Below are 20,420 nucleotides of genomic sequence, written 5' to 3' on the forward strand. Positions count from 1 at the left end.
CTAGGGTCGGTGGCATGACGACGCATGAATTCGCTCCCGAGCACACCCCCCGTCTGCAGTGGGCCAAGCACGCCCCCCAGGTGTACAAGACGATGGTGCGACTGGACGCGGCCGCCGGGGAGGGACTCGACCCCAAGCTGCGCGAGCTGGTCAGGATCCGTGCTTCACAGCTCAACCACTGCGCCTTCTGCCTGGACATGCACAGCAAGGACGCGCTCGCGGCGGGCGAGAGCGTCGAGCGGATCATCCAACTGAGCGCCTGGGAGGAGTCGCGGCACTTCTACACCGAGAAGGAGGTCGCGGCGCTGGAGCTGACCGACGCGGTGACCGTGCTCACCGACGGGTTCGTGCCGGACGAGGTCTACGAGCAGGCCGCCGAGCACTTCGACGAGGCGGAGCTCGCCCAGCTGATCGCCGTGATCACGGTGATCAACGCGTGGAACCGGTTCGGCGTGACGACACGAGGGGTGCCGGGCCACTACCAGCCGGGCCAGTATTCGTGACGGCCCGGACCACCCGTCTCGACGCCGGGGTGCGCACGGCCCTGCAGGCCCTCGGCGCCGCCGCACGGCGGGGGCTCGACGACCCCGCGCTCGCCGAACTGGTCCAGATCCGCGCCTCCCAGCTCAACCACTGCGCCTTCTGCCTGGACATGCACCTCGCGGGCGCCCGGCGGATCGGGGTGAGCGAACGGCAGCTGGATCTCCTCAACGCCTGGGAGGAGGCGGGCGAGGCCTTCGACGAGCGTGAACGGGCCGCGCTCGCCCTGACCGAGGCGGTCACCGTGCTCACCGACGGCTTCGTGCCGGACGAGGTCTACGAGCAGGCCGCCGAGCACTTCGACGAGGTCCGGATCGCCCATCTGATCGCTCTGATCACCACCATCAACGGCTGGAACCGGCTCATGGTCGGCCGCCGGATCCCGCCGGGCAGCACCGAGTGGTGAGCCCGGCCGACACCTTCCGGACCCTGCACCACGAGCGCCCGCCGGGCGACCCCCTGGTGCTGCCCGGCCCCTGGGACGCGGTCAGCGCACGGGTGTTCGCGGATGCCGGGTTCCCGGCGCTCTCCACGCCCAGTGCGGGGATCGCCGCCTCGCTCGGGTACACCGACGGGGAGACGCCCGCCGACGAGATGTTCGCGGCGGTCGCCCGGATCGTGCGCGCGGTCGATGTCCCGGTGTCGGCCGACCTGGAGAACGGATACGGACTGGCCCCGCGCGAGCTGGTGGAGCGGCTGCTGGGGACCGGGGCGGTGGGCTGCAACATCGAGGACTCGACCGCGGGCGTCCTCGAGGACCCGCACCGGCACGCCGACCGGATCGCCGAAGTGCGGGCCGCGGCCGGGGACCGGCTGTTCGTCAACGCCCGCGTGGACACCTTCGCCCATGGGGACGGCGACCCCGGGCGGGCCGTCGAACGGGCCGCGTTGTACGTCGCCGCGGGCGCCGACTGCGTCTATCCGATCGGCGCCCCGGCCGACGTACTGCCGATACTGCGGGCTCAGGTCCCGGGACCGCTCAACGCGTTCGCCCGGCTGGACGGCGAGAGCCCCTCGCCCCGCGAACTCGGCGCGCTCGGGGCCACCCGCGTCACGTTCGGGCCGTGGCTGCAGCGCCGTGCGGCGGCACACCTCGGTGAACTCGCCGCACGACTGGGGCGGGACTGATCAGGACAGCCATGACTTCCATGTCGAGGCATGGCTGTCCACCCACTTCTTCGCGGCCTGCTCCGGGGTCAGCTTCCGGTCGGCGATCATCAGGGCGACCTGGTTCTGGTCCTCGGTGGTCCAGTGGAACTTCTTCAGGAATCGCGCCGCCTTGCCGCCGCTGCGGTCGAAGTCGGCGTTGAGGTACTTCTGCAGCGGCGTGTGCGGATACGCGCAGGCCACCTTCGCCGGGTCCGCGTCGCAGCCTTCCTTGTACGGCGGCAGCGCGACCTCGGTCATCGGGACCTTCTTGAACAGCCACTGCGGCGCGTACCAGTACGTGAGGAAGGGCTTGTGCTCCTTCGCGAACTGCCTGATCTGCGTGATCTGCGCCGCCTCCGAACCGGCGAAGACCACCTGGTAGTCCAGCTTCAGGTTCTCCACCAGCGCCTTGTCGTTGGTGACGTAGGACGGCGAGCCGTCCATCAGCTGGCCCTTGCCGCCGCTCTCCGCGGTGCGGAACAGGTCGGCGTACTTGTCGAGGTTCTTCCAGTCGGTGATGTCGGGGTGCTGCAGGACCAGATAGGTGGGGACGTACCAGCCGATGTGGCCGGTGACCCCGAGACCTCCCGCCCGCGCGATCGTCTTCTTGTCCTCGACGTAGCGCTTCTCCTGGTCCGGGTGGCCCCAGTCCTCGAGGATCGCGTCGACCCGGCCCTGGCTCAGCGCGTCCCAGGCGGGGATCTCGTCGACCTGGACCGTGTCGACGCGGTATCCGAGCTTGTGCTCGAGGAGGTACTGGGCCACCGCCACGTTCGCCTGCGCGCCGACCCACGACTGCACCGACAGGGTCACGGTCCTGGCGCCCTGCGCGTTCGCGAAGGGCGACGCCTGCTTGGTCATGTCGGCGGCGCCGCAGCCGGTCGTCAGACCGAGCACGGCCAGAGCGGTGATGATCTTCGTACGGGTACGAGGCATGTCACGCCCCCTTCTTCGCGCGCCGCTCGGTCGGCTGGGTCACCCGGTCGAGCATCAGTCCGAGGCAGACGATCGCCGCGCCGGCCACCAGACCGGTCGCCAGGTCGCCCTGCGCCAGCCCGAAGACGACGTCGTAGCCGAGCGCACCGCCACCGACCAGACCGCCGATGATCACGACGGCGAGGACCAGGACGACACCCTGGTTCACGGCGAGCAACAGCGCCGGGCGGGCCAGCGGAAGCTGGACCTGGCGCAGTTGCTGGACGCTCGAGGCGCCCAGCGAGCGCGCCGACTCCAGGGCGGCCGGGTCGACCTGGCGCAGGCCCTGGGCGGTGATGCGGACGACCGCCGGGAGCGCGTACACGACCGCCGCCACGGCGGCGGGCGCGCGCCCCACGCCGAAGAGGGCGACGACCGGAATCAGGTACACGAACTGCGGCATCGTCTGGAAGACGTCGAGGACCGGGCGGAGCAGCCGCTCGCAACGGTCGCTGCGCGCCGCGGCGATCCCGGTCGCGACCCCGAGGACGAGCGTGACGGCCACGGCCGCCAGCACCTGGGACAGCGTGTCCAGGGAGGGCTTCCACACGCCGAGCACACCGGTCGCGGCCATCGCCAGGACGGCCGTGAGCGCGGTGCGCCAGGTGCCGATCAGCCAGGCCAGCGCGGCGACCACGAGCAGGACCGACCACCAGGGCAGCCACTGGAGTCCGGCCCGCAGGGGGTCGAGGATCCAGGTGGTGAAGTGGCCCGCCCAGTCGGCGGTGCCTCCCACGTACGGGACACCCGAGTACAGATGGGCGGTCATCCAGTCGACGGTGCGGTTCACCGGCTCGGCGATCTGCACGGTCCAGGAGCCGGGCCAGTCCAGACCCCCCGCGAGGCGCGCGGCCACGGCGACGGCCGCCGTCGCGGCGGCGGCGTAGGCCCATCCCGCCCGGCCGCCGGACCGCAGGCCCTCACCGGCCGCGGCCGTGACCCGGTCGAGGACCACCGCGAGCAGGACGATCGGAAGGCCGGCGGCGAGCGCGGCGCCCACGTCGACCGAGGCGAGCGCCTGGTAGACGCGGTCACCGAGGCCGCCCGCGCCGATCACGGAGGCGATGACGGCCATGGACAGCGCCATCATGATCGTCTGGTTGAGCCCGAGAAGCAGTTCCCTGCGGGCCAGCGGGAGGCGTGCGGTGAACAGGCGCTGGCGCGCCGTGGTGCCGAGCGACTCGACCGCCTCGAGGACCTCGTGGTCGGCGCCGCGCAGGCCGAGTGCGGTGAGCCGGGCCATCGGCGGGGCCGCGTACACGACAGTGGCGAGGACGGCGGCCGGTACACCGATGCCGAAGACGAGGACCACGGGCAGGAGGTACGCGAACGCAGGAAGCACCTGCATCGTGTCGAGGACGGGGCGCAGGGCGCGGAACGTACGGTCGGACAGGCCCGCCGCGAGACCGAGCAGCACACCGAGCACGACCGAGACGAGTACCGCGACCACCATGAGCGCCAGCGTCTGCATGGTGGGGATCCACATGCCGAGCAGACCGCAGGCGAGAAGGGCGGCCGTCGTGCCGAGGGCCAGGCGGACCCCGGCTACCCGCCACGCCAGCAGTCCGGCGGCGGCCGTCGCACCGGCCCAGCCCACGGCGAGCAGCACGAGGTAGACGGCGCGTACGGACAGTACGACCGCGTTGCTGATGTAGCCGAAGAAGTAGAGGAACAGGGGGTGGCTGTCCCGGTTGTCGATGATCCAGTCGCTGACGCCGGTCAGCGGCTTCGACAGGTCGACGGTGAGCGCCTGCGGCCAACTGCCGCTCGCCCAGTGGGCGTCGGCAAGGGGGACGAGAACAGCGGCGGCGACGGCGAGCAGCGCGAGCTTGCCGACGGCACGGTGCCGCAGGAGGCCCGGCAGGCCGACACGGGCCGGGGTCGCGGTGAGGGTGGCCATCAAGCCGCCTCCTCGCCGCGCTCCGTTCCGGCCACGACGGCGAGCAGCCGTTCGTGGTCGACAACGCCGAGGCAGCGGCCGCCGTCCATGACGCGGGCCGGGGACCCGGTACGGGCCACGGCCTCGATCGCCTCCGAGACGGTCGCGTCCGGTGACAGTGCGGGGCCCTTCGCCGCCTCGTCGGCGGACGCGGTGCGCATGGCCGCACGGACCGTGATGACCTGCTCGCGGGGGACGTCCCGGACGAAATCCCGGACGTAGTCGTCGGCCGGGGAGCCCACGATCTCCTCGGGGGTGCCCAGTTGCACGATGCGGCCGTCGCGCATCAGGGCGATGCGGTCGCCCAGCCTGAGTGCCTCGCCGAGGTCGTGCGTGATGAAGACCATCGTGCGGCTCTCCTCGCGGTGCAGCCGGACGACCTCCTCCTGCATGTCGCGCCGGATCAGCGGGTCGAGCGCGCTGAACGGCTCGTCGAACAGCAGCACTTCGGGATCCACGGCGAGCGCACGGGCGAGCCCCACCCGCTGCCGCTGGCCGCCCGAGAGCTGTGCGGGGCGCCGCTGTTCCATGCCCTCCAGGCCGACCTTGGTCACGAACTCCCCGGCTCGAGCGCGGCGTTCGGCCTTCCCGACACCCTGGATCTCCAGGCCGTAGGCGACGTTGTCGAGGACCGTGCGGTGCGGCAGCAGGCCGAAGTGCTGGAAGACCATCGCGGCCCGGTGGCGGCGCAGTTCGCGCAGCCGCGCCTTGTCCATGGCGCGGACGTCCTCGCCGTCGATGGCGATAGTGCCCGCGGTCGGCTCGATCAGCCGGGTCAGACAGCGTACGAGCGTGGACTTGCCGGAGCCCGACAGGCCCATGACGACAAAGACCTCGCCCTTGCGGACATCAAAACCGACATCGCGGACGGCCGCCGTGCAGCCGGTGCGCTCACGCAGCTCGGCCGGGGTCAGGCTGCCGAGCTCGGGCTCGGCCGGGACGCGGTCGGCCTTGGCGCCGAAGACCTTCCACAGGCCCTCCACGCGGAAGACGGGAGTGCCGGCGGAGTCCCCGGTGGGGGGCTTGCGGGTGGGAACCGTGAGTGCCATCAGGCCTCACCTCCGAGCAGATCGGCGGCCTTCTCCCCGACCATGAGCACCCCGATCATCGGGTTCACGGCGGGAATGGTCGGGAAGACGGACGCGTCCGCGATGCGGATCGCGTCGAGGCCGCGGATCCTCAACTCGGGATCTACCACGGCGAGTTCGTCGGTCGCGGCGCCCATCCGGCAGGTGCCCGCCGGGTGGTACACGGTGTGGGCCGCCTTGCGGGCGTACTCACTCAGCTCCTCGTCCCCGGTGATGTCCGGACCGGGGCACACCTCCCGCTTCAGCCATCCGGCCAGCGGCTCCGTCCGCGCGATCCGGCGGGCGATCCTGATGCCGTCGACGAGGGTGCGGGCGTCGTGGTCCTCCTCGTCGGTGAAGTACCGGAAGTCCAGCGCGGGTTTCTCCTCCGGGTCGGCGCTCTTCAGGTAGAGGCGGCCCCGGCTCCGCGGCTTGGGGATGTTCGGGGTCATCGAGACGCCGAACTCCGGCCGCCGGTAGCCCAGTCGCTCCGGATTGTCCGTGAACGGCACCTGGTAGAAGTGGAACATCAGGTCGGGACCCGCGCGGTCGGGGTCGCGGCGCACGAAGAGCCCGGCGTCGCTGTCCATCGCGGAGTTCTCCGGGATCGGGCCGTGCGTCTCCCACACGATCACCGACTCCGGGTGGTCGAGCAGGTTCTCGCCGACACCCGGCAGGTCGTGCACGACCGGTACGCCGAGTTCCTCCAGGTCCGCCTTCGGCCCGATGCCGGAGTGCAGCAGCAGACGGGGCGAGTCGACGGCGCCCGCACACAGCACGACCTCGCGCCGGGCCCGTACGAGGACCTCCTCGCCGGCCGCGGTGCGCACATGCACGCCCTGTGCGCGTGTGCCCTCGAGCTCCAGCCGGTACGCCCAGGTCTCCAGCATGATCGTCAGATTGGGGCGCTCGTCCATCACGGGGTGCAGATAGGCCACGGACGCCGACGACCGCTTGTTGTCCTCGGGGTGGTAGGCGAGGTCGAAGAAGCCGACGCCCTCGGTGAACGGCTTCTTGTTGAAGCCCTCCACGTGCGGAACGCCCAGCGCGGCGCGGGCCGCGTCCACGAAGTCGCCGGCGATCGCGTTCCGGTCCTTCTCGTGGACCGGGACGATGTTGTTCAGGAGACGGGCGTAGTACGCCTCCATCGGAACGGCGCCCCAGCCCTCGGCACCGGCCGCCTCCCACTCGTCCCAGTCGGACGGCAGCGGCTTGAACGCGATCAGTGTGTTGTGCGAGGAGCAGCCGCCGAGCACGCGGGCCCGGCTGTGCCGGATGTGGGAGTTGCCCCGCGGCTGCTCGGTGGTCGGGTAGTCGTAGTCGAGTTCACCCCCGAGCAGGCCCATCCAGCGGCGCAGGGTGAGGACGTCGTCGCGGCCGACGTCGCTCGGGCCGCCCTCGATGACGGCGACGGTGACGTCCGGGTTCTCGGTGAGGCGGGCGGCGATCACGGAGCCCGCCGTGCCGCCGCCTATGACGACGTAGTCGTATACGTGCTGCTCGGACATGGAGTGCTGCTCCTCGGGGGACGTGCGAAGGTGCTGCGCGTCGCTGGGGGGGTGGGGGGACGGGGCGCGGGGACGGGGACGGGAGGGAGGGGGCGCGGTTCAGCCCGCGAACCAGCGCACCGGGCGCGGCGCGAGGTTCTGGTAGACGTGCTTGGTCTCGCGGTACTCGGCGAGGCCCGCGGGGCCGAGCTCACGACCGATGCCGCTCTTGCCGAATCCGCCCCACTCCGCCTGCGGGAGGTAGGGGTGGAAGTCGTTGATCCAGACGGTGCCGTGGCGCAGCCGGCCGGCGACCCGGCGGGCGCGGCCGGGGTCGGCGGTCCAGACGGCACCGGCCAGGCCGTACTCGGTGTCGTTGGCGAGCGCGACCGCCTCGTCCTCCGTGCGGAAGGTCTCCACGGTCAGGACGGGCCCGAAGACCTCTTCCCGCACGACCTTCATCTCCCGGTGGCACTGGTCGAGGACGGTCGGCTCGTAGAAGTAGCCGTCGGCGGGCCTGGTCCCGCTCGGCTCGGGGCGCCTGCCGCCGCACCGCAGCACCGCGCCCTCGGCGAGCGCGGAGGCGACGTACGCCTCCGTCCTGGCACGCTGCTGCTCCGAGACGAGCGGGCCGCACTCGACGCCCTTCTCGGTTCCGCGTCCGAGGCGGATCCGGCCGGCCCGGCGGGCCAGTTCGGCGACGAAGCGCTCCCGGACCGACTCCTCGACGATCAGGCGTGCGCCCGCCGAGCAGACCTGGCCGCTGTGGATGAAGGCGGCGTTGAGGGCCTGGTCGACGGCCGTGTCGAAGTCCTCCTCCGTGGCGCAGGCGTCGGCGAAGACGACGTTCGGGTTCTTGCCACCGAGTTCGAGGGCGATCTTCTTGACCCCCGCGACGGCGGCCTGCGCCACCTTGGTGCCGCTGACGAGGCCGCCGGTGAAGGACACGAGGTCGACTCCCGGGTGCTCGGCGAGCCGGGCGCCGGCCGAGTGACCGGGGCCGGTCACCATGTTGGCCACTCCGGCGGGCAGTCCGGCCTCCTCGAGCCGTTCGAGCAGCGCGATCGTGGTCATCGGGGTGATCTCACTCGGCTTGACCACAAAGGTGTTTCCGGCCGCGAGCGCGGGGGCGATCTTCCAGCTGGCCTGCAGCAGTGGATAGTTCCAGGGTGTGATCAGCGCACAGACACCGACGGGCTCGTGCACGACGACGCTGTGGACGTCGGGGGAGCCGGCGTCGACGACGCGGCCGGGGCCCTCCGCGGTGACGAGGTCCGCGAAGTAGCGGAAGGCGTCGGCGACGCAGTCGATGTCGACTCGTCCCTCCTCGACGGTCTTGCCGGCGTCCCGGCTCTCCAGCAGCCCGAGCTCTTCACGGTCGCGTATGAGGAGGTCGGCGACGCGGCGCAGCAGCGCGGCCCGTTCGGCGACCGGGGTGCGGGGCCAGGACCCCGCGTCGAAGGCGCGGCGGGCGGCGTCGACGGCGGCGTCGGCGTCCCGCTCGTCACCCTCGGCCACCCGGGCGAACGGCACGGCATCCGCGGGGTCGAGGATCTCGCGGGTGGCACCGGAGAGCGCCGGGCGCCACTCCCCCGCCACATGGATCGTCTGATCTGCCTGCTGTCCTGCCATGTTCGGTGTTGCCTTCCGTTCCTGGTCCATGCCCCTGCGTCACACACGTGTCACCCTCGGAGGCCGGGTGCACCTGCCCCCGACCCGCCGATACATGCGCGTTCAGTGGCGGAAAGTGCGGGGCGTCACTGAGAATGCGGTCGAAAAGCGATAAAAGTACGCTTTTGGGCAGATACTCATGGAGGTGATGCGATGTTCCCGACCCGTGGCTTCACAATCGCGACCTGTACGGCGACCGCGGCTGCGACGATGGGTCTGTTGTTCTCCCCCGGCATGGGCGGCGTCTCGTCGGCCCGGACCGGTGGCAACCCGGACCCGCAGCGGCTGGCCGCCCAGGCACAGGAAGGGCTGCGGAAGGCAACATCGGTACGCCTCGGCTATGTGGACCGGAGCCGGACGGCCTCGTCCAACAAGCGTCTGCCGACCGCGATGAACATCGCGCTCGACCGGCGCGGCAACTGTGCGGGCACCATGACGCTCGGCGGGCACGGCGGCTCGGTCGAGATCATCAAGCGCGGCACCGAGGTGTGGCTCAAGCCCGACCAGACGTTCTGGAAGGCGGAGCTCCCCGGCGAGCGGGGCGTCGCCGCGAGCCGGGAGTACGAGGACCGCTATATCCACGGCTCCACCTCCAACGCCCTCCTCAGCGGCATCGCGAGCACCTGCGACCTCGAATCGCTCCAGCGGGCGGCGATGGTCAAGGCGCCGAACACCCTGAAGGTGGGTCTCGCGAGGACCCTGGACGGAACACGGGTGGTCCCCCTGTCCTTCCAGGTGAACGGCCTGACCTCGACGCTGTACGTCACGGCGGGCAAGCCGCATCGCCTGTTCCGCGCAGCCCAGACCGGGCCGGGCACGGACCTGTCCCTCACCTTCACGGACTACAACAAGCTGGTCCTGGTGCGGACCCCGCTCGCGAGCGAATCGGTGGACATCTCCCAGGTGCCGAACCTGCCGGCGTCCTGACGTCCCGTCGGATCACCGCAGGGCCGGACACGGCCCACCCGGTCGGTCGTACCCGTCCCCCCGCCCGTGCGGCGGGGGGATTCGCCCGTTCGGGCGAGGGCCGGCCGGCGCCGGGTACGACGTCAGGCCGGCGCCGGGTCGCAGGTGGCGCCGGGCGGGCAGAACCAGTTCAGGGCAGTGGTGAGCAGCTGGAGTTCGTCGTCCCGGCCGTCCGCGTCGGGGCCGTACACGGCGATGGCGTATATGTTGCCGTCCGCCGCCACGAAGCGCTCGTCGTAGACGTGCCAGGGGCCCACGGCCGGTTCGCCCTTGATGGTGTCGGCCAGGTACTCCAGCCGCGAGCCGGTGAACTCGCCGTCGTCGAGGTTCTGCAGGGAGATCTCCTTGAAGCCGGCCGGCTTCGCGGTCGCGGCGGACAGGTACAGCTCGAACGACGCGTCCGGCGACGACTCCGCCACCTGGTACACCTGAATCCGGTGGGAGTGGTCCGCGCTGCGGTAGTTGACCACGCGTATGCCGTACGTGGACTTCACCGTCGAGCGCGTCCAGCCCTCGGGGACGGCGATCCGGAAGCCTTCGCCGTCGTCCCGCGACGCGTAGCCCGTCGGGAGTGCGCTCGGCGAGGTGGAGGGCGACGCCGGGCCGCCGGTGGGCGAGGGCGCCCCGGAGCTCTCCGTCGCCCCGGTGGGCCCCGGTGTCGTGGCGGCGCTCGCCGCGGACCGCTTGTCCCCCTTGTCGTCCCCGGGGCCGATGACCAGGCTCAGCACCAGGCTCACGCCGACCCCGACCACCGCCGCCCCGACCACCACGGACCACAGGACCCGGCGGTTGAGACCACCGGGCGCTGCGGGCGCCGGCGGCACCCGGTCCGGGTACGGCCGGCCGGCGTCGGCCGGCCACGCGGGGAACGGCTGCACCCCGCTCCCGTCCGTCGCGTCCGGCGCCACCGGCTCGACGACCCCGCCGTCACCGGCCTGTGTCTGCGTCTGCCACCAGGCGACGTCCGCCTCGGAAGGGCCTGTCTCCGAAGGGCCCGTCCCGCGGCCCTCGCCCGAGGCCTCCGCGTCGGGCGCGACCGGTCCCGGCGGCGCCGCGTCCGGGGCGTGCTGCGGGCGCGCCGGCGGTGGCGGCGTCGCCGGGGCCGGGTTCCGGACCGCCTCACCGTCCTCCCAGCGCTGGGTGTCCTCGTTCCAGTACCGCCGGCCCCCGCTCATCGTCTCCCTCTCACATTCCCAGCAGCCCGGCCACGGCCCCCGCGGACGCGAGTACGTTCAGCAGTGCCTGCGAGTCGCCGAGCAACTCCCGCAGCCGCTCCCGGCGCGACGGGGCCGCCTGGCCCGTACGGGTGATCTCGTCCTCCGTCCGGGCGAGCGCCTCGTCGAGAGCGGCCGTCCGCTCGTCGCCGCGCACCCGGGTCAGGTCGGCGCGCAGCTCGCGCACCGCCTTCAGCAGTTCCTCGGTCGCTTCGTCACGCTGCCCGGCCGTCCCGTGGTGGCTGACGGCCTGCGCGTGGCTGCCGACAGCGAAGGTGCTGTGCGACACGTCGCCGATGCTGACGTTCGGCTCATCCGTGGCCATCGGTCTCGGGTCCCTTCTGCGGCGCGGGGCCGCCGGTGGTGGCGGAGGCGCTGGCGTGCTCGCCGACTGCGAAGGTGCTGCCCTCCACCCTGCCGATGTGAACGCCGCCGTTGCTGATGTTCACGATGCGCTGCACGAACTCGCCCGTTCGGTAACCGGAATCGGCCAGGGCCGCCCGAACTCCGTGGGCGACGCGGTCCTGGATGCTCTTGAGATAGCGGTCGACGTCCATGTCCTGGAAGAGCGACCGGTCGGGCGTGGAGCCCAGCTCGCGTACCGACAGGGCCGGACCGTCGGGCAGTGCGTTCGCGTAGCCGCCGGTCAGCAGCCGCCATCCGTACACCGCGGTCCTGCCGAGCGTGATCAGGGCGCGCGCCGGGGAGCCCGGCACTCGGGCGAGCGCCCAGGCGGCCCGCCCGAGCGGGTTGTTGTGACGGAAGCGGTGGGCCGTACGGTCGGCGTCCTTGAAGTCCTCGCGCACGGGGGTGAGTACATGCGGGGAGATCTCCAGCATGAGCATGCGGCCCTGGGTGTGGACGCGCACGAACACGGTGACGACCAGTTCCTCCTCCCATCCGCCGACCCGGATGCGCAGGAAGTGCCGCCGTTTCTCGCCTCCCTCCTCGACCGCGCGCGCCCGGTGCTCCTCGAACGCCTGCGGGTGGTAGGGGGCGTCCTCGCGGCGGAGCAGCCCCTCGGCGGGCAGGAACACGCACTCGTCGATCTCCAGTCCGCGCAGCCGGTCGCGGACGCCGGGTCCGGCGTGCTCGGCGGGCACACGCAGCCGGGCGAGCAACGGGCGGACCTTCTCCAGCACGGCCCGGTTGCTGAGCGGCTGCTGCTTCTTCACCGGGTCGGGCACGAGTTCGACTGCGAGCACCCAGGTGTCGAAGGCCGCGCCCGCGCCGCAGAACGGCCGGGCCTCGTGATACATGATCAGCGGCGCGTGCTGTTCGAGCCGGATGCGCTGCCGCACCCGGTGCAGGCGCGCCCCCTGCTCCTGCTCCGCGGGGTCGCTCGCGGCGTCCGGGAAGCGCTGCGAGGACAGTTCGGCGGCCATGACACGGGCGAACTGACGGCGTTGCCCGGCGATGCACACGGCGATGAGCGCGAGAACGCCGAGGGCGAACCACGCCTGCCAGGGCTTGACGCTCTCGCTCGGCAGCACCAGGTCGGACACGCTCGGGGTGCCGGAGGAGCCTCCGCCGTAGGGGTCGTAGGACCCGTAGGACGAGCCGTCGTCGGAGCCGGCGAACGCGGCCAGGACCGTGATGACGAGGTACCCGGCGAAGGTGAGGCGGCCCCACCAGCGCACGAAGAAGGCCGGCACCCGCCGGTACAGCGGAGGGTCCCCGGCCCGGCCCCTGATCCAGGACGCGATCGCGAGCATCAGGCTGGGCACGAGGAAGCCGAGCAGCAGACCGCCGGAGAGCGCGGAGCCCACCAGCCACAGACCGATGATCGCCCCCGCCCACGCGAGTTCCAGACGCCGGGCCCGCAGGGCGTGGGCGAGCACCCGCGCCGCGTCGAGGCCGAGTGAGGGCGCCACGATCCGCTGTTCGTTGAGGTGCAGTTCCTCGATGACCCGGTCCCGGTAGACGGAATCCAGGTAGACACCCGCACACAGCAGTCGCGTGGCCTCACTGGCGTGCGGTGGGCCCTGCGGCTGCGCCGGCGGTGGGCCGACCTGCGTCGGCTGTGGTTGCTGCGGCACGTAGGCGGTGCTCACGCCACTCCCCCGATGACGGACCCCGACCCTCAAGAGACGTGGGTCACACACAAGTTGATGAGCCATCAGCATAGGGGGGCGCCCGTGTCCGGGAAAGCGGAAAGTTCACGCCCGTGACGGGTGACGACTGCGGTGGGTGACCGGCCGCGTCCATGGACGCCCACGAGTCCTTTGACTAAGGTCAAAGGAACATGGAGCCAGTGTCGACTGAGCATGTGACGGCCTTCCGCCGCTTCAACCGCTACCTCACCCGCCGGATCGGCGTTCTCGACGACCACTACCTGGGGCAGGACCGGCCACTGGGTCAGGCCCGGCTGCTGTACGAGATCGGGGACGGCGCCTCACTGCGTGAACTGCGCGTGCGGCTCGGCCTGGACGCCGGCTATCTCAGCCGGATGACACGGGCCCTGGAGGCCCAGGGACTGGTGCGGACGAGCGTCCATCACGGGGACAGCCGGCTGCGGCTCGCGGCACTGACGCCCGCCGGACGCGACGAGGTCGGGGAGCAGAACCGCCGCGCCGACGCCCTGGCCGAGCGCCTGCTCCGCGATCTCAGCGAGGACCAGCGCGGCGAACTGACCGCCGCGCTCGGCACCGCACGGCGCCTGCTGCGTCTCGCCGGCATCGTGATCGAGCGTGTCGACGGCGCCTGCGCGGACGCGCGGGCCTGCCTCGACGCCTACGCCGCCGACATCGACGCCCGCTTCCCCGAGGGTTTCGACCCCACCGCCCTGGTCCGCCCGGAAGAGGTGTCCGGGGACGCCGGGGCCTTCCTGGTCGCCTACGAGGAGAACCGGCCCGTCGGATGCGGGGCGCTGCGGACCCTGGAGCCCGGCGTCGGTGAGATCCGCCATGTGTGGGTCCACCCGGAGGCCCGCCGCCTGGGCCTCGCGCGCCGTCTGCTCGACGGCCTGGAGCGACAGGCGATCGAACACGGCCTCGGCCTGGTGCGCCTGGACACCCATGCCGTCCTGACGGAGGCTCAGGCCATGTACCGGGCCTGCGGATACACGCGGATCCCGCGCTACGACGACAACGTGTACGCGGCCCACTGGTTCGAGAAGCGGCTGACGGAGGGGGCCGTTCGCTGACCGCGGGCACCCGGGGGGGACGGCCGGAGCGGTGTCCGCACAGCCGCAGGCCCCGTTCCGGGCGGGACCGGAACGGGGCCTGTGCGGACCGAAGGCCCTGGGATCAGATGAGGCCGAGCGCGCGGACCGCCTCGCGCTCCTCCTCCAGCTCCTTGACGGAGGCGTCGATGCGGGCGCGGGAGAACTCGTTGACGTCCAGGCCCTGCACGATCTCGTACGTGCCGTCCTTCGTCGTGACCGGGAAGGAGGAGATCAGACCCTCCGGGACGCCGTAGGAGCCGTCCGACGGGATGGCCATGGAGGTCCAGTTGCCCTCGGCGGTGCCGTTGACCCAGGTGTGGACGTGGTCGATGGCGGCGTTGGCGGCGGAGGCGGCCGAGGAGGCGCCGCGGGCCTCGATGATCGCCGCACCGCGCTTGGCGACGGTCGGGATGAAGTCCTCGGCGAGCCACTTCTCGTCCGACACGACCTCGGCGGCGTTCTTGCCGGCGACCGTGGCGTGGAAGATGTCGGGGTACTGGGTGGCGGAGTGGTTGCCCCAGATCGTCAGACGCTTGATCTCGGAGACCGGGACGCCCGTCTTCTTCGACAGCTGGGTCAGCGCGCGGTTGTGGTCGAGGCGGGTCATCGCGGTGAAGCGGTCGGCCGGCACGTCCGGGGCGGCGGCCTGGGCGATCAGCGCGTTGGTGTTGGCCGGGTTGCCCACCACGAGGATCTTGACGTCGTCCGCGGCGTGGTCGTTGATGGCCTTGCCCTGCGGCTTGAAGATACCGCCGTTGGCCTCGAGGAGGTCACCGCGCTCCATGCCCTTGGTGCGCGGGCGGGCACCCACGAGGAGGGCGACGTTGGTGCCGTCGAAGGCGACGTTCGGGTCGTCGCTGATGTCGATGCCCTGCAGGAGCGGGAACGCGCAGTCGTCGAGCTCCATGGCCGTGCCTTCGGCGGCCTTGAGCGCCGGGGTGATCTCCAGCAGGCGCAGCTTGACCGGCACGTCCGCGCCGAGCAGCTGGCCGGAGGCGATGCGGAAGAGCAGTGCGTAACCGATCTGGCCGGCCGCGCCGGTGACGGTGACGTTCACGGGAGTGCGGGTCATGGCGTTCTCCGTATGACAGCTGGCGGTAGGGCTTCGTCGCCCGGGGTGCGGGATCCCGCCGCCGGCTCGTGACCGGCGCCCCGCCGCGATGATCGATCACGGGTACAGACGATCGATATCTTGGCGTCAAGAGAGATCCAGCCGTCAGGCTATCGCGCATCCCGGATCCCGGACGCCCGGGCCCCTGTGGCCCGCCCCACAGACGCGGCGGCCGCCGCGTGCCGGGAGAGGGGGACGCGAGGCGGCCGCCGTGCGGGGCGTCCAGCCGGAAGGGGTATGGGGGCCTCCCGGACTGCCGGACTCCCGTGGGGGTACGTTCCGCTTGCCCCGCGACGCGGGGGTCATGCGTGCCGTACGGCGATTGTTTTCAGGTGAGGGGCGCGCGGCAGAAACCCGCGCGCCCCTCCCCTGGTGGCCGCCCCCCGTCCCCGTGGGGGCCGCGCCCTCCTTACTTCGTGCACCCCTGCTGTCCTGACGTCAGCGTCACGCACGCCTTGGCAGCGGCCGCGTCCGTCACGGACACCATCGGGGTGTAGGCGTCCGTGTCCCCGGCAGCGGCGACCGAGCCGGTCTGCCGGGCGGCCCCGGCCGCCGACACCGTGACCGTGTCGCCCTGCGCCGCCCGGGTGACACGGGCCCACGCGGCCCCGCAGGTCTCGCTGTAGCGGACCTCAACAAGGGTCGTGCCGACGGTGACGCTGGTGGAGGTCTTCGCCAGCGTGCCGCCGCAGCCCATGCTCTCCGGGTCCTTGCCGGTGCAGCCCGCACCGGCGCACTTGACGCCGGCCGGCAGGTCGGGTGCGGGACTCGGCGCCGAGGCCGACGGCTTGGGCGCGCCCGCCGCCTTCGTGCCGTCGCCGCCGGTCAGGAAGAAGGCCACCGCGATCACCGCGAGCGCCCCGACCACGCCCGCGAGGAACATCAGCAGCGGCCGTCTGCGACGCGCCCCGTCGGACGCGTCCCGGCCGGACGGCCGGTCCTCGGGCGGCGGGCCGCCGGCCGCCGCCGGCCGTCGAGCGGCGGGCGTCCCCGCTGTGCCGGCGGCTGCCTCCGCCGACGTCACCGGTGGCTCGGGCGCGCGGGCCGCACGGCCGTTCTGCGATCGCCCCCGGGAGCCCTCGACGGAGGACCCGCCCCGCGGCGCTCCGGCGGCGACGCCGGCGTCCGGTGCCGTGGTGGACGTCGGCTGCGACGGCACCACCGGCGCCACACCGGCGGGTCCCGCGACGCCCGATGCCGCCGTGGCTCCGCGGCCCCCGGCCCCGGAAGGCGGCCCGAACTCCCCGAGCGCGGCACGCGCCTGGGAGATACGGATGGCCTCCATGGTCATGTCGTGGCGCATCTCCGAGCGGCTCCAGGCGCGCTCGGCCAGCTCCCACATGGTGGTCAGATGCACGGGATTGGTGCCGGTCACCTCGGCCAGGGCGATGACCGCGCCCTTGGGCGCGAGCAACCTGCCGTTGAGGTAACGGTCCCAGGACGTCTTGCTGTAGCCCGTGCGGTCGGCCACGGCGGAGACGCTCAGCCCGCTGCGGTCCACGAGCCGCCGCAGCTGTCCCGCGAACTCACCCACCTGCGGGTCGAGTTCATCGGGCAGGGCCTTCCAACGAGGCATTGCTTCCCCCCTCTTTCCCCCGGTACCTGCTGACGTTCCCCTTGCGTGCCGTGTGCTGTCGAATCCCCCCTCCCCGCTACCCACGGGGAGGCCCCCGGCCGTGATCCCGCCACCCGGACTGGGGGCGCACGGGAGCATTCGGTGGCAGGCATGCACCGTCGCACACCCGTCGGTCCGCGGCCCAGTGTCCCACCGCCCGTGCGAACGGATCCCCGGTTCGCCGTGCGGGACGCCCCGGACCGTCCCGGTTGGACACGTTAGCCACGGTCCGTCTGCGATTGGGCCGCCATCCCCGAACTTGTCAACACATCGACACAACGGGCACACAGCGGTGACCTCAGCAGGCGCAGAGGGACCAGCCCACCCGAGCGTGACGGCCCCGGCGACGACGAGCAGCGCCGGCGGAGCGAGGAGCGCGGACGTCGGCGCACAGTGTCCCGCGGGGCGCGGCTCGGACTCCCGGTCCGGCCGTTCCCGCCACCGAACCGTGCGATCGTCCTCGTACCGCCCGGGCGCGGGACCGCCCGCCGGGTCCGGCACCGGAGCCGACGGGCGGGGCCCGCTGTACGCGGCGCGAGCGCCGCGGGCGACGATACCGAGGCCCGTACGGTCCTTCAGGAGCCGCAGGTGCTCGGCGAAGTGCCGCGCCTCCGGCGGCGGATCGCCCGGCAGGGCCTGCCGGGACCGATCGCACACCCCTCCGCTTCGCTCCGTCCGCAAGCCTGTTCGGCCCGATGGACGGCGTCGGGGCCGCACCGGTTCCGTTGCGGCGGCCGGACACCGTAGCGGAATGGTCACTTCCGTGCCACAGCGGCCTGTCGGGTGTTGAACACCCCGAGCGAGTACATGAGGGTGTTTCCCGGGCGACTCGCCGCCCCGCGCGCCCGGCCTTCCACGGGGGAGAGGCCGGGCGCGCCCCCGTTCCCGGCCGAGGGCGACACGACGGCGGCGGGCGGCCCCTCACCGGAGGGGCCGCCCGCCGCCGTCGTGTCGCGTCCCCGGACGCCGTCAGGTGCGGACCGTGAAGTGCAGGGTGTCGTCGAGGAACGGTATCTCCAGCCACGGTCTCGGCTGCGCCATCAGCGCGAGCAGCACGATCGCCAGTCCGAGGACGCCGTACGTGACCATGTCCGTGAAGCGGGAGCGCACCGCGAGCATGCCGACGTCGGGCAGCGTCCAGCGCATCGCGGCGCCGCCGAGCAGCGCCACGCCGATCAGGATCGTGCCGAGACGGAACACGTCCAGCGCGGTCAGCAGGAGTCCGAGTCCGACGGCGGACAGCACGACCAGGATCGGCCACTGCCGTGCGGGCGCGGGTGCGTCGCCCGGCGCGGCCCTGCCGCCGCCCTCGGGCCGCGCGGTGTCCCGGGTGATCCGGGGGAACCGCCGGGTCGCGCGCCGGGGCCTGCCGTCGGCGTCGGGCGCGCTGACCGCATCCGTCACGACGGGCTCGGTGCCGTCCGGCCGCTGCTCTTCCACGGCATTCTTCGCGGCGGGCTCGGTCCCGCCGGTCCGCCGCTCTCCCGAGGTGCCCTCGGGCCTGTTCTCAGCCGACACTGCGCTCCGCCGCCTCGACCACGTTGACGAGCAGCTGGGCGCGGGTCATCGGACCCACGCCGCCGGGGTTCGGGGAGATCCACCCGGCCACCTCGGCCACCTCCGGGTGGACATCGCCGACGATCTTGCCTTCGGCGCTGCGCGAGACGCCGACGTCGAGGACGGCCGCGCCCGGCTTCACGTCCTCGGCCCGGATCAGGTGCGCGGAGCCCGCCGCCGCGACGATGATGTCGGCCCGCCTCAGATGGGCCGAGAGGTCGCGCGTGCCGGTGTGGCACTGGGTGACCGTGGCGTTCTCGCTGCGCCGCGTCAGCAGCAGCGGCATCGGGCGGCCGATGGTCACGCCCCGGCCGACCACCACGACCTCGGCGCCCTTGATCTCCACGCCGTAGCGGCGCAGGAGGGTCAGCACGCCGTTCGGGGTGCAGGGCAGCGGCGCCGGCTCGTTCAGGACGAGGCGCCCGAGATTCATCGGGTGCAGTCCGTCCGCGTCCTTCTCCGGGTCCATCAGCTCCAGGATCCGGTTCTCGTCGATGCCCTTGGGCAGCGGCAGCTGCACGATGTAGCCGGTGCAGGCCGGGTCCTCGTTCAGCTCGCGGACGACCGCCTCGATCTCCTCCTGGGTGGCCGTCGCGGGCAGTTCGCGCTGGATGGAGGCGATGCCGACCTCCGCACAGTCGCGGTGCTTGCCGGCGACGTACTTGCGGCTGCCGGGATCGTCCCCGACCAGGATGGTGCCGAGGCCGGGCGTGACGCCCTTCTCCTTCAGCGCCGCCACACGGGCGGTCAGCTCGGACTTGATCTCGGCTGCGGTGGCCTTGCCATCGAGAATCTGGGCGGTCATGGCTCCCATCCTCCCGGATGAACCGCCCGTGGTTCCAATCCGGGCTGCTTCCCGCCCGACCCGTCCGCCCTGTCCCAAGATCGGTGATGTTGCACTTGCACAACACCTGCGCAATGCCGCTGGACAAGGGCTCGTCTCCCGCACGACGATGTCTGGCGCAGTATCGCGGCCGTGTTGGGGGGCAAACCGCTCATCTGTTGACGATCCTCCGCGCCATTCCGCGTCGTCCCCGATCGTGCTACGGAGGAATCAGGCCATGAGTTTCGGCTCCCCCAACAACCCCTACGGTCAGCCGCAGAACCCGCAGAACCCGCAGCCCGGCTACGGACAGCCCCAGCCCGGCTACGGTCAGCCCCAGCAGGGCCAGCCGGGCTACGGCTACCCCCAGCAGGGCCAGCCGGGCATCCCCCCGCAGGGCTACCCGCAGCAGCCCGGCGGTTACCCGGGCTACCCGCAGCAGCCGGCCTACGGCGCCCAGCCGCCGTACGCCAACTGGGGCCAGCGGTTCCTCGGCACCCTCGTCGACGGCCTGGTGTTCCTGGTGCCCTACCTGCTGGTGATCCTCGGCAGGGACACCCCGGCCCTCGCGGTGATCGGCGGCCTCGCCATCTTCGCCGTCGCCATCTGGCAGCTGATCATGGAGGGGCGCACCGGGCAGACGCTCGGCAAGAAGGCGCTCGGCATACGTCTGGTGCGGGAGATCGACGGTCAGCCGCTCGGCATCGGCATGGCGTTCGTCCGCCGCCTGGCCCACTTCCTGGACAGCCTCCCCTGCTACCTGGGCTGGCTGTGGCCCGCGTGGGACGCCAAGAAGCAGACGTTCGCCGACAAGGTGTGCTCCTCCATCGTGATCCGCTCCAACTGACCGGAGTGACCCGGGCCGACCGGCCGGGGTCGGGAGGCGTCTTCTCGCCCATCACTGCTCGGGGCCGTGTCTCACCCGTCCGAGGGAGACACGGCCCCGGTGTGTTCCCCCGGCGAGCACCGGACCTTCGGACGGCCCGGGCCACCCGGCAACGACCTGACGATCCCGCACGAAGGGGTCTCGCGCCGGGCCGGAACGCCTGGACGCGCCGGTGCCGTTCGAGTTCTCGCGGATCGTGCTGCCCGCGGCCGGCGATCTGTTGCCGGCAGCGTGAACCACCGAGCGCCGGATCC

General features: G+C 72.2%; 18 protein-coding genes and 1 pseudogene. 7 read left to right on the forward strand and 12 right to left on the reverse strand.

The genetic code is table 11. The features are described 5' to 3' along the window. The first annotated feature begins 14 nt into the window (after window positions 1-14). From ACSHXN_RS17055 to ACSHXN_RS17065, 3 genes are read left to right on the forward strand one after another with little or no spacing between them, the layout of a single operon-like run. Window positions 15-503 carry a carboxymuconolactone decarboxylase family protein gene (locus ACSHXN_RS17055; RefSeq protein WP_355141546.1) on the forward strand — a complete coding sequence of 163 codons (489 nt, stop codon included), beginning with the start codon at window positions 15-17 and terminating at the stop codon, window positions 501-503. Beyond that, complete coding sequence (locus ACSHXN_RS17060) at window positions 500-946, forward strand: carboxymuconolactone decarboxylase family protein (RefSeq protein ID WP_355141544.1); 447 nt, start codon at window positions 500-502, stop codon at window positions 944-946. The genes ACSHXN_RS17055 and ACSHXN_RS17060 overlap by 4 nt, the downstream gene beginning before the upstream one ends. Beyond that, window positions 943-1,668 carry an isocitrate lyase/PEP mutase family protein gene (locus ACSHXN_RS17065; protein WP_355141542.1) on the forward strand — a complete coding sequence of 242 codons (726 nt, stop codon included), beginning with the start codon at window positions 943-945 and terminating at the stop codon, window positions 1,666-1,668. The genes ACSHXN_RS17060 and ACSHXN_RS17065 overlap by 4 nt, the downstream gene beginning before the upstream one ends. Here the strand turns inward: ACSHXN_RS17065 and ACSHXN_RS17070 are convergent, their stop codons facing one another. The 5 genes from ACSHXN_RS17070 to ACSHXN_RS17090 all read right to left on the reverse strand — a co-directional run bounded on the left by ACSHXN_RS17070 (window position 1,669) and on the right by ACSHXN_RS17090 (window position 8,789). After that, a complete protein-coding gene (locus ACSHXN_RS17070) occupies window positions 1,669-2,625 on the reverse strand; it encodes an ABC transporter substrate-binding protein (RefSeq protein WP_438303305.1) in 957 nt (318 codons plus the stop codon). Window position 2,626: 1 nt separating this feature from the next. Next, window positions 2,627-4,564: an ABC transporter permease gene (locus ACSHXN_RS17075; RefSeq protein WP_355141538.1), complete on the reverse strand. Its 1,938-nt coding sequence runs from the start codon at window positions 4,562-4,564 to the stop codon at window positions 2,627-2,629. Continuing rightward, a complete protein-coding gene (locus ACSHXN_RS17080) occupies window positions 4,564-5,652 on the reverse strand; it encodes a quaternary amine ABC transporter ATP-binding protein (RefSeq protein WP_356111930.1) in 1,089 nt (362 codons plus the stop codon). Before ACSHXN_RS17080 ends, ACSHXN_RS17075 begins: the two co-directional genes overlap by 1 nt. Continuing rightward, window positions 5,652-7,178, reverse strand: a complete 1,527-nt coding sequence (locus ACSHXN_RS17085) for a GMC family oxidoreductase (protein WP_355141535.1) — start codon at window positions 7,176-7,178, stop codon at window positions 5,652-5,654. Before ACSHXN_RS17085 ends, ACSHXN_RS17080 begins: the two co-directional genes overlap by 1 nt. Window positions 7,179-7,277: 99 nt before the next feature. Further along, a complete protein-coding gene (locus tag ACSHXN_RS17090) occupies window positions 7,278-8,789 on the reverse strand; it encodes an aldehyde dehydrogenase family protein (RefSeq protein ID WP_355141533.1) in 1,512 nt (503 codons plus the stop codon). Between the two features lie 192 nt (window positions 8,790-8,981). Between ACSHXN_RS17090 and ACSHXN_RS17095 the strand changes: the two genes are divergently transcribed. Further along, window positions 8,982-9,755: a hypothetical protein gene (locus ACSHXN_RS17095; RefSeq protein ID WP_355141531.1), complete on the forward strand. Its 774-nt coding sequence runs from the start codon at window positions 8,982-8,984 to the stop codon at window positions 9,753-9,755. Between the two features lie 122 nt (window positions 9,756-9,877). Here ACSHXN_RS17095 and ACSHXN_RS17100 read toward each other — a convergent pair whose 3' ends face one another. From ACSHXN_RS17100 to ACSHXN_RS17110, 3 genes are read right to left on the reverse strand one after another with little or no spacing between them, the layout of a single operon-like run. Further along, window positions 9,878-10,969, reverse strand: coding sequence for a hypothetical protein (locus ACSHXN_RS17100; RefSeq protein ID WP_359460125.1), 1,092 nt, complete (start codon window positions 10,967-10,969; stop codon window positions 9,878-9,880). A gap of 10 nt (window positions 10,970-10,979) precedes the next feature. Continuing rightward, complete coding sequence (locus ACSHXN_RS17105) at window positions 10,980-11,333, reverse strand: hypothetical protein (RefSeq protein ID WP_355141527.1); 354 nt, start codon at window positions 11,331-11,333, stop codon at window positions 10,980-10,982. Then, window positions 11,320-13,062, reverse strand: coding sequence for a hypothetical protein (locus ACSHXN_RS17110; protein WP_438303306.1), 1,743 nt, complete (start codon window positions 13,060-13,062; stop codon window positions 11,320-11,322). The genes ACSHXN_RS17105 and ACSHXN_RS17110 overlap by 14 nt, the downstream gene beginning before the upstream one ends. A 191-nt stretch (window positions 13,063-13,253) precedes the next feature. Between ACSHXN_RS17110 and ACSHXN_RS17115 the strand changes: the two genes are divergently transcribed. Beyond that, complete coding sequence (locus ACSHXN_RS17115; RefSeq protein ID WP_355141523.1) at window positions 13,254-14,153, forward strand: bifunctional helix-turn-helix transcriptional regulator/GNAT family N-acetyltransferase; 900 nt, start codon at window positions 13,254-13,256, stop codon at window positions 14,151-14,153. Window positions 14,154-14,256: 103 nt separating this feature from the next. On the opposite strand, the gene ACSHXN_RS17120 is transcribed toward ACSHXN_RS17115, so the two are convergent. The 4 genes from ACSHXN_RS17120 to ACSHXN_RS17135 all read right to left on the reverse strand — a co-directional run bounded on the left by ACSHXN_RS17120 (window position 14,257) and on the right by ACSHXN_RS17135 (window position 19,262). Then, window positions 14,257-15,246, reverse strand: a complete 990-nt coding sequence (locus ACSHXN_RS17120; protein WP_355141521.1) for a malate dehydrogenase — start codon at window positions 15,244-15,246, stop codon at window positions 14,257-14,259. Between the two features lie 448 nt (window positions 15,247-15,694). Beyond that, entirely contained in the window at window positions 15,695-16,861 is a 1,167-nt protein-coding gene (locus tag ACSHXN_RS17125; protein WP_438303307.1) for a DUF2690 domain-containing protein, read from the reverse strand. 1,008 nt (window positions 16,862-17,869) lie between these two features. Then, the gene (locus ACSHXN_RS17130) at window positions 17,870-18,418 is read right to left on the reverse strand and encodes a DUF3017 domain-containing protein (RefSeq protein ID WP_383357354.1); all 549 of its coding nucleotides are present in this window, start codon (window positions 18,416-18,418) and stop codon (window positions 17,870-17,872) included. Further along, entirely contained in the window at window positions 18,408-19,262 is an 855-nt protein-coding gene (locus tag ACSHXN_RS17135) for a bifunctional methylenetetrahydrofolate dehydrogenase/methenyltetrahydrofolate cyclohydrolase (protein ID WP_355137376.1), read from the reverse strand. Before ACSHXN_RS17135 ends, ACSHXN_RS17130 begins: the two co-directional genes overlap by 11 nt. A 256-nt stretch (window positions 19,263-19,518) precedes the next feature. Here ACSHXN_RS17135 and ACSHXN_RS17140 point away from each other — a divergent pair, with 256 nt between their 5' ends. Together ACSHXN_RS17140 and ACSHXN_RS17145 are read left to right on the forward strand one after the other, a co-directional pair. Beyond that, the gene (locus ACSHXN_RS17140) at window positions 19,519-20,127 is read left to right on the forward strand and encodes an RDD family protein (protein ID WP_438303308.1); all 609 of its coding nucleotides are present in this window, start codon (window positions 19,519-19,521) and stop codon (window positions 20,125-20,127) included. Window positions 20,128-20,181: 54 nt separating this feature from the next. Then, window positions 20,182-20,389, forward strand: a pseudogene (locus ACSHXN_RS17145) (FHA domain-containing protein); the annotation flags it as partial. Window positions 20,390-20,420 lie beyond the last annotated feature (31 nt).

This window comes from Streptomyces sp. HUAS TT11 (assembly GCF_051553595.1).
Classification (GTDB): domain Bacteria; phylum Actinomycetota; class Actinomycetes; order Streptomycetales; family Streptomycetaceae; genus Streptomyces.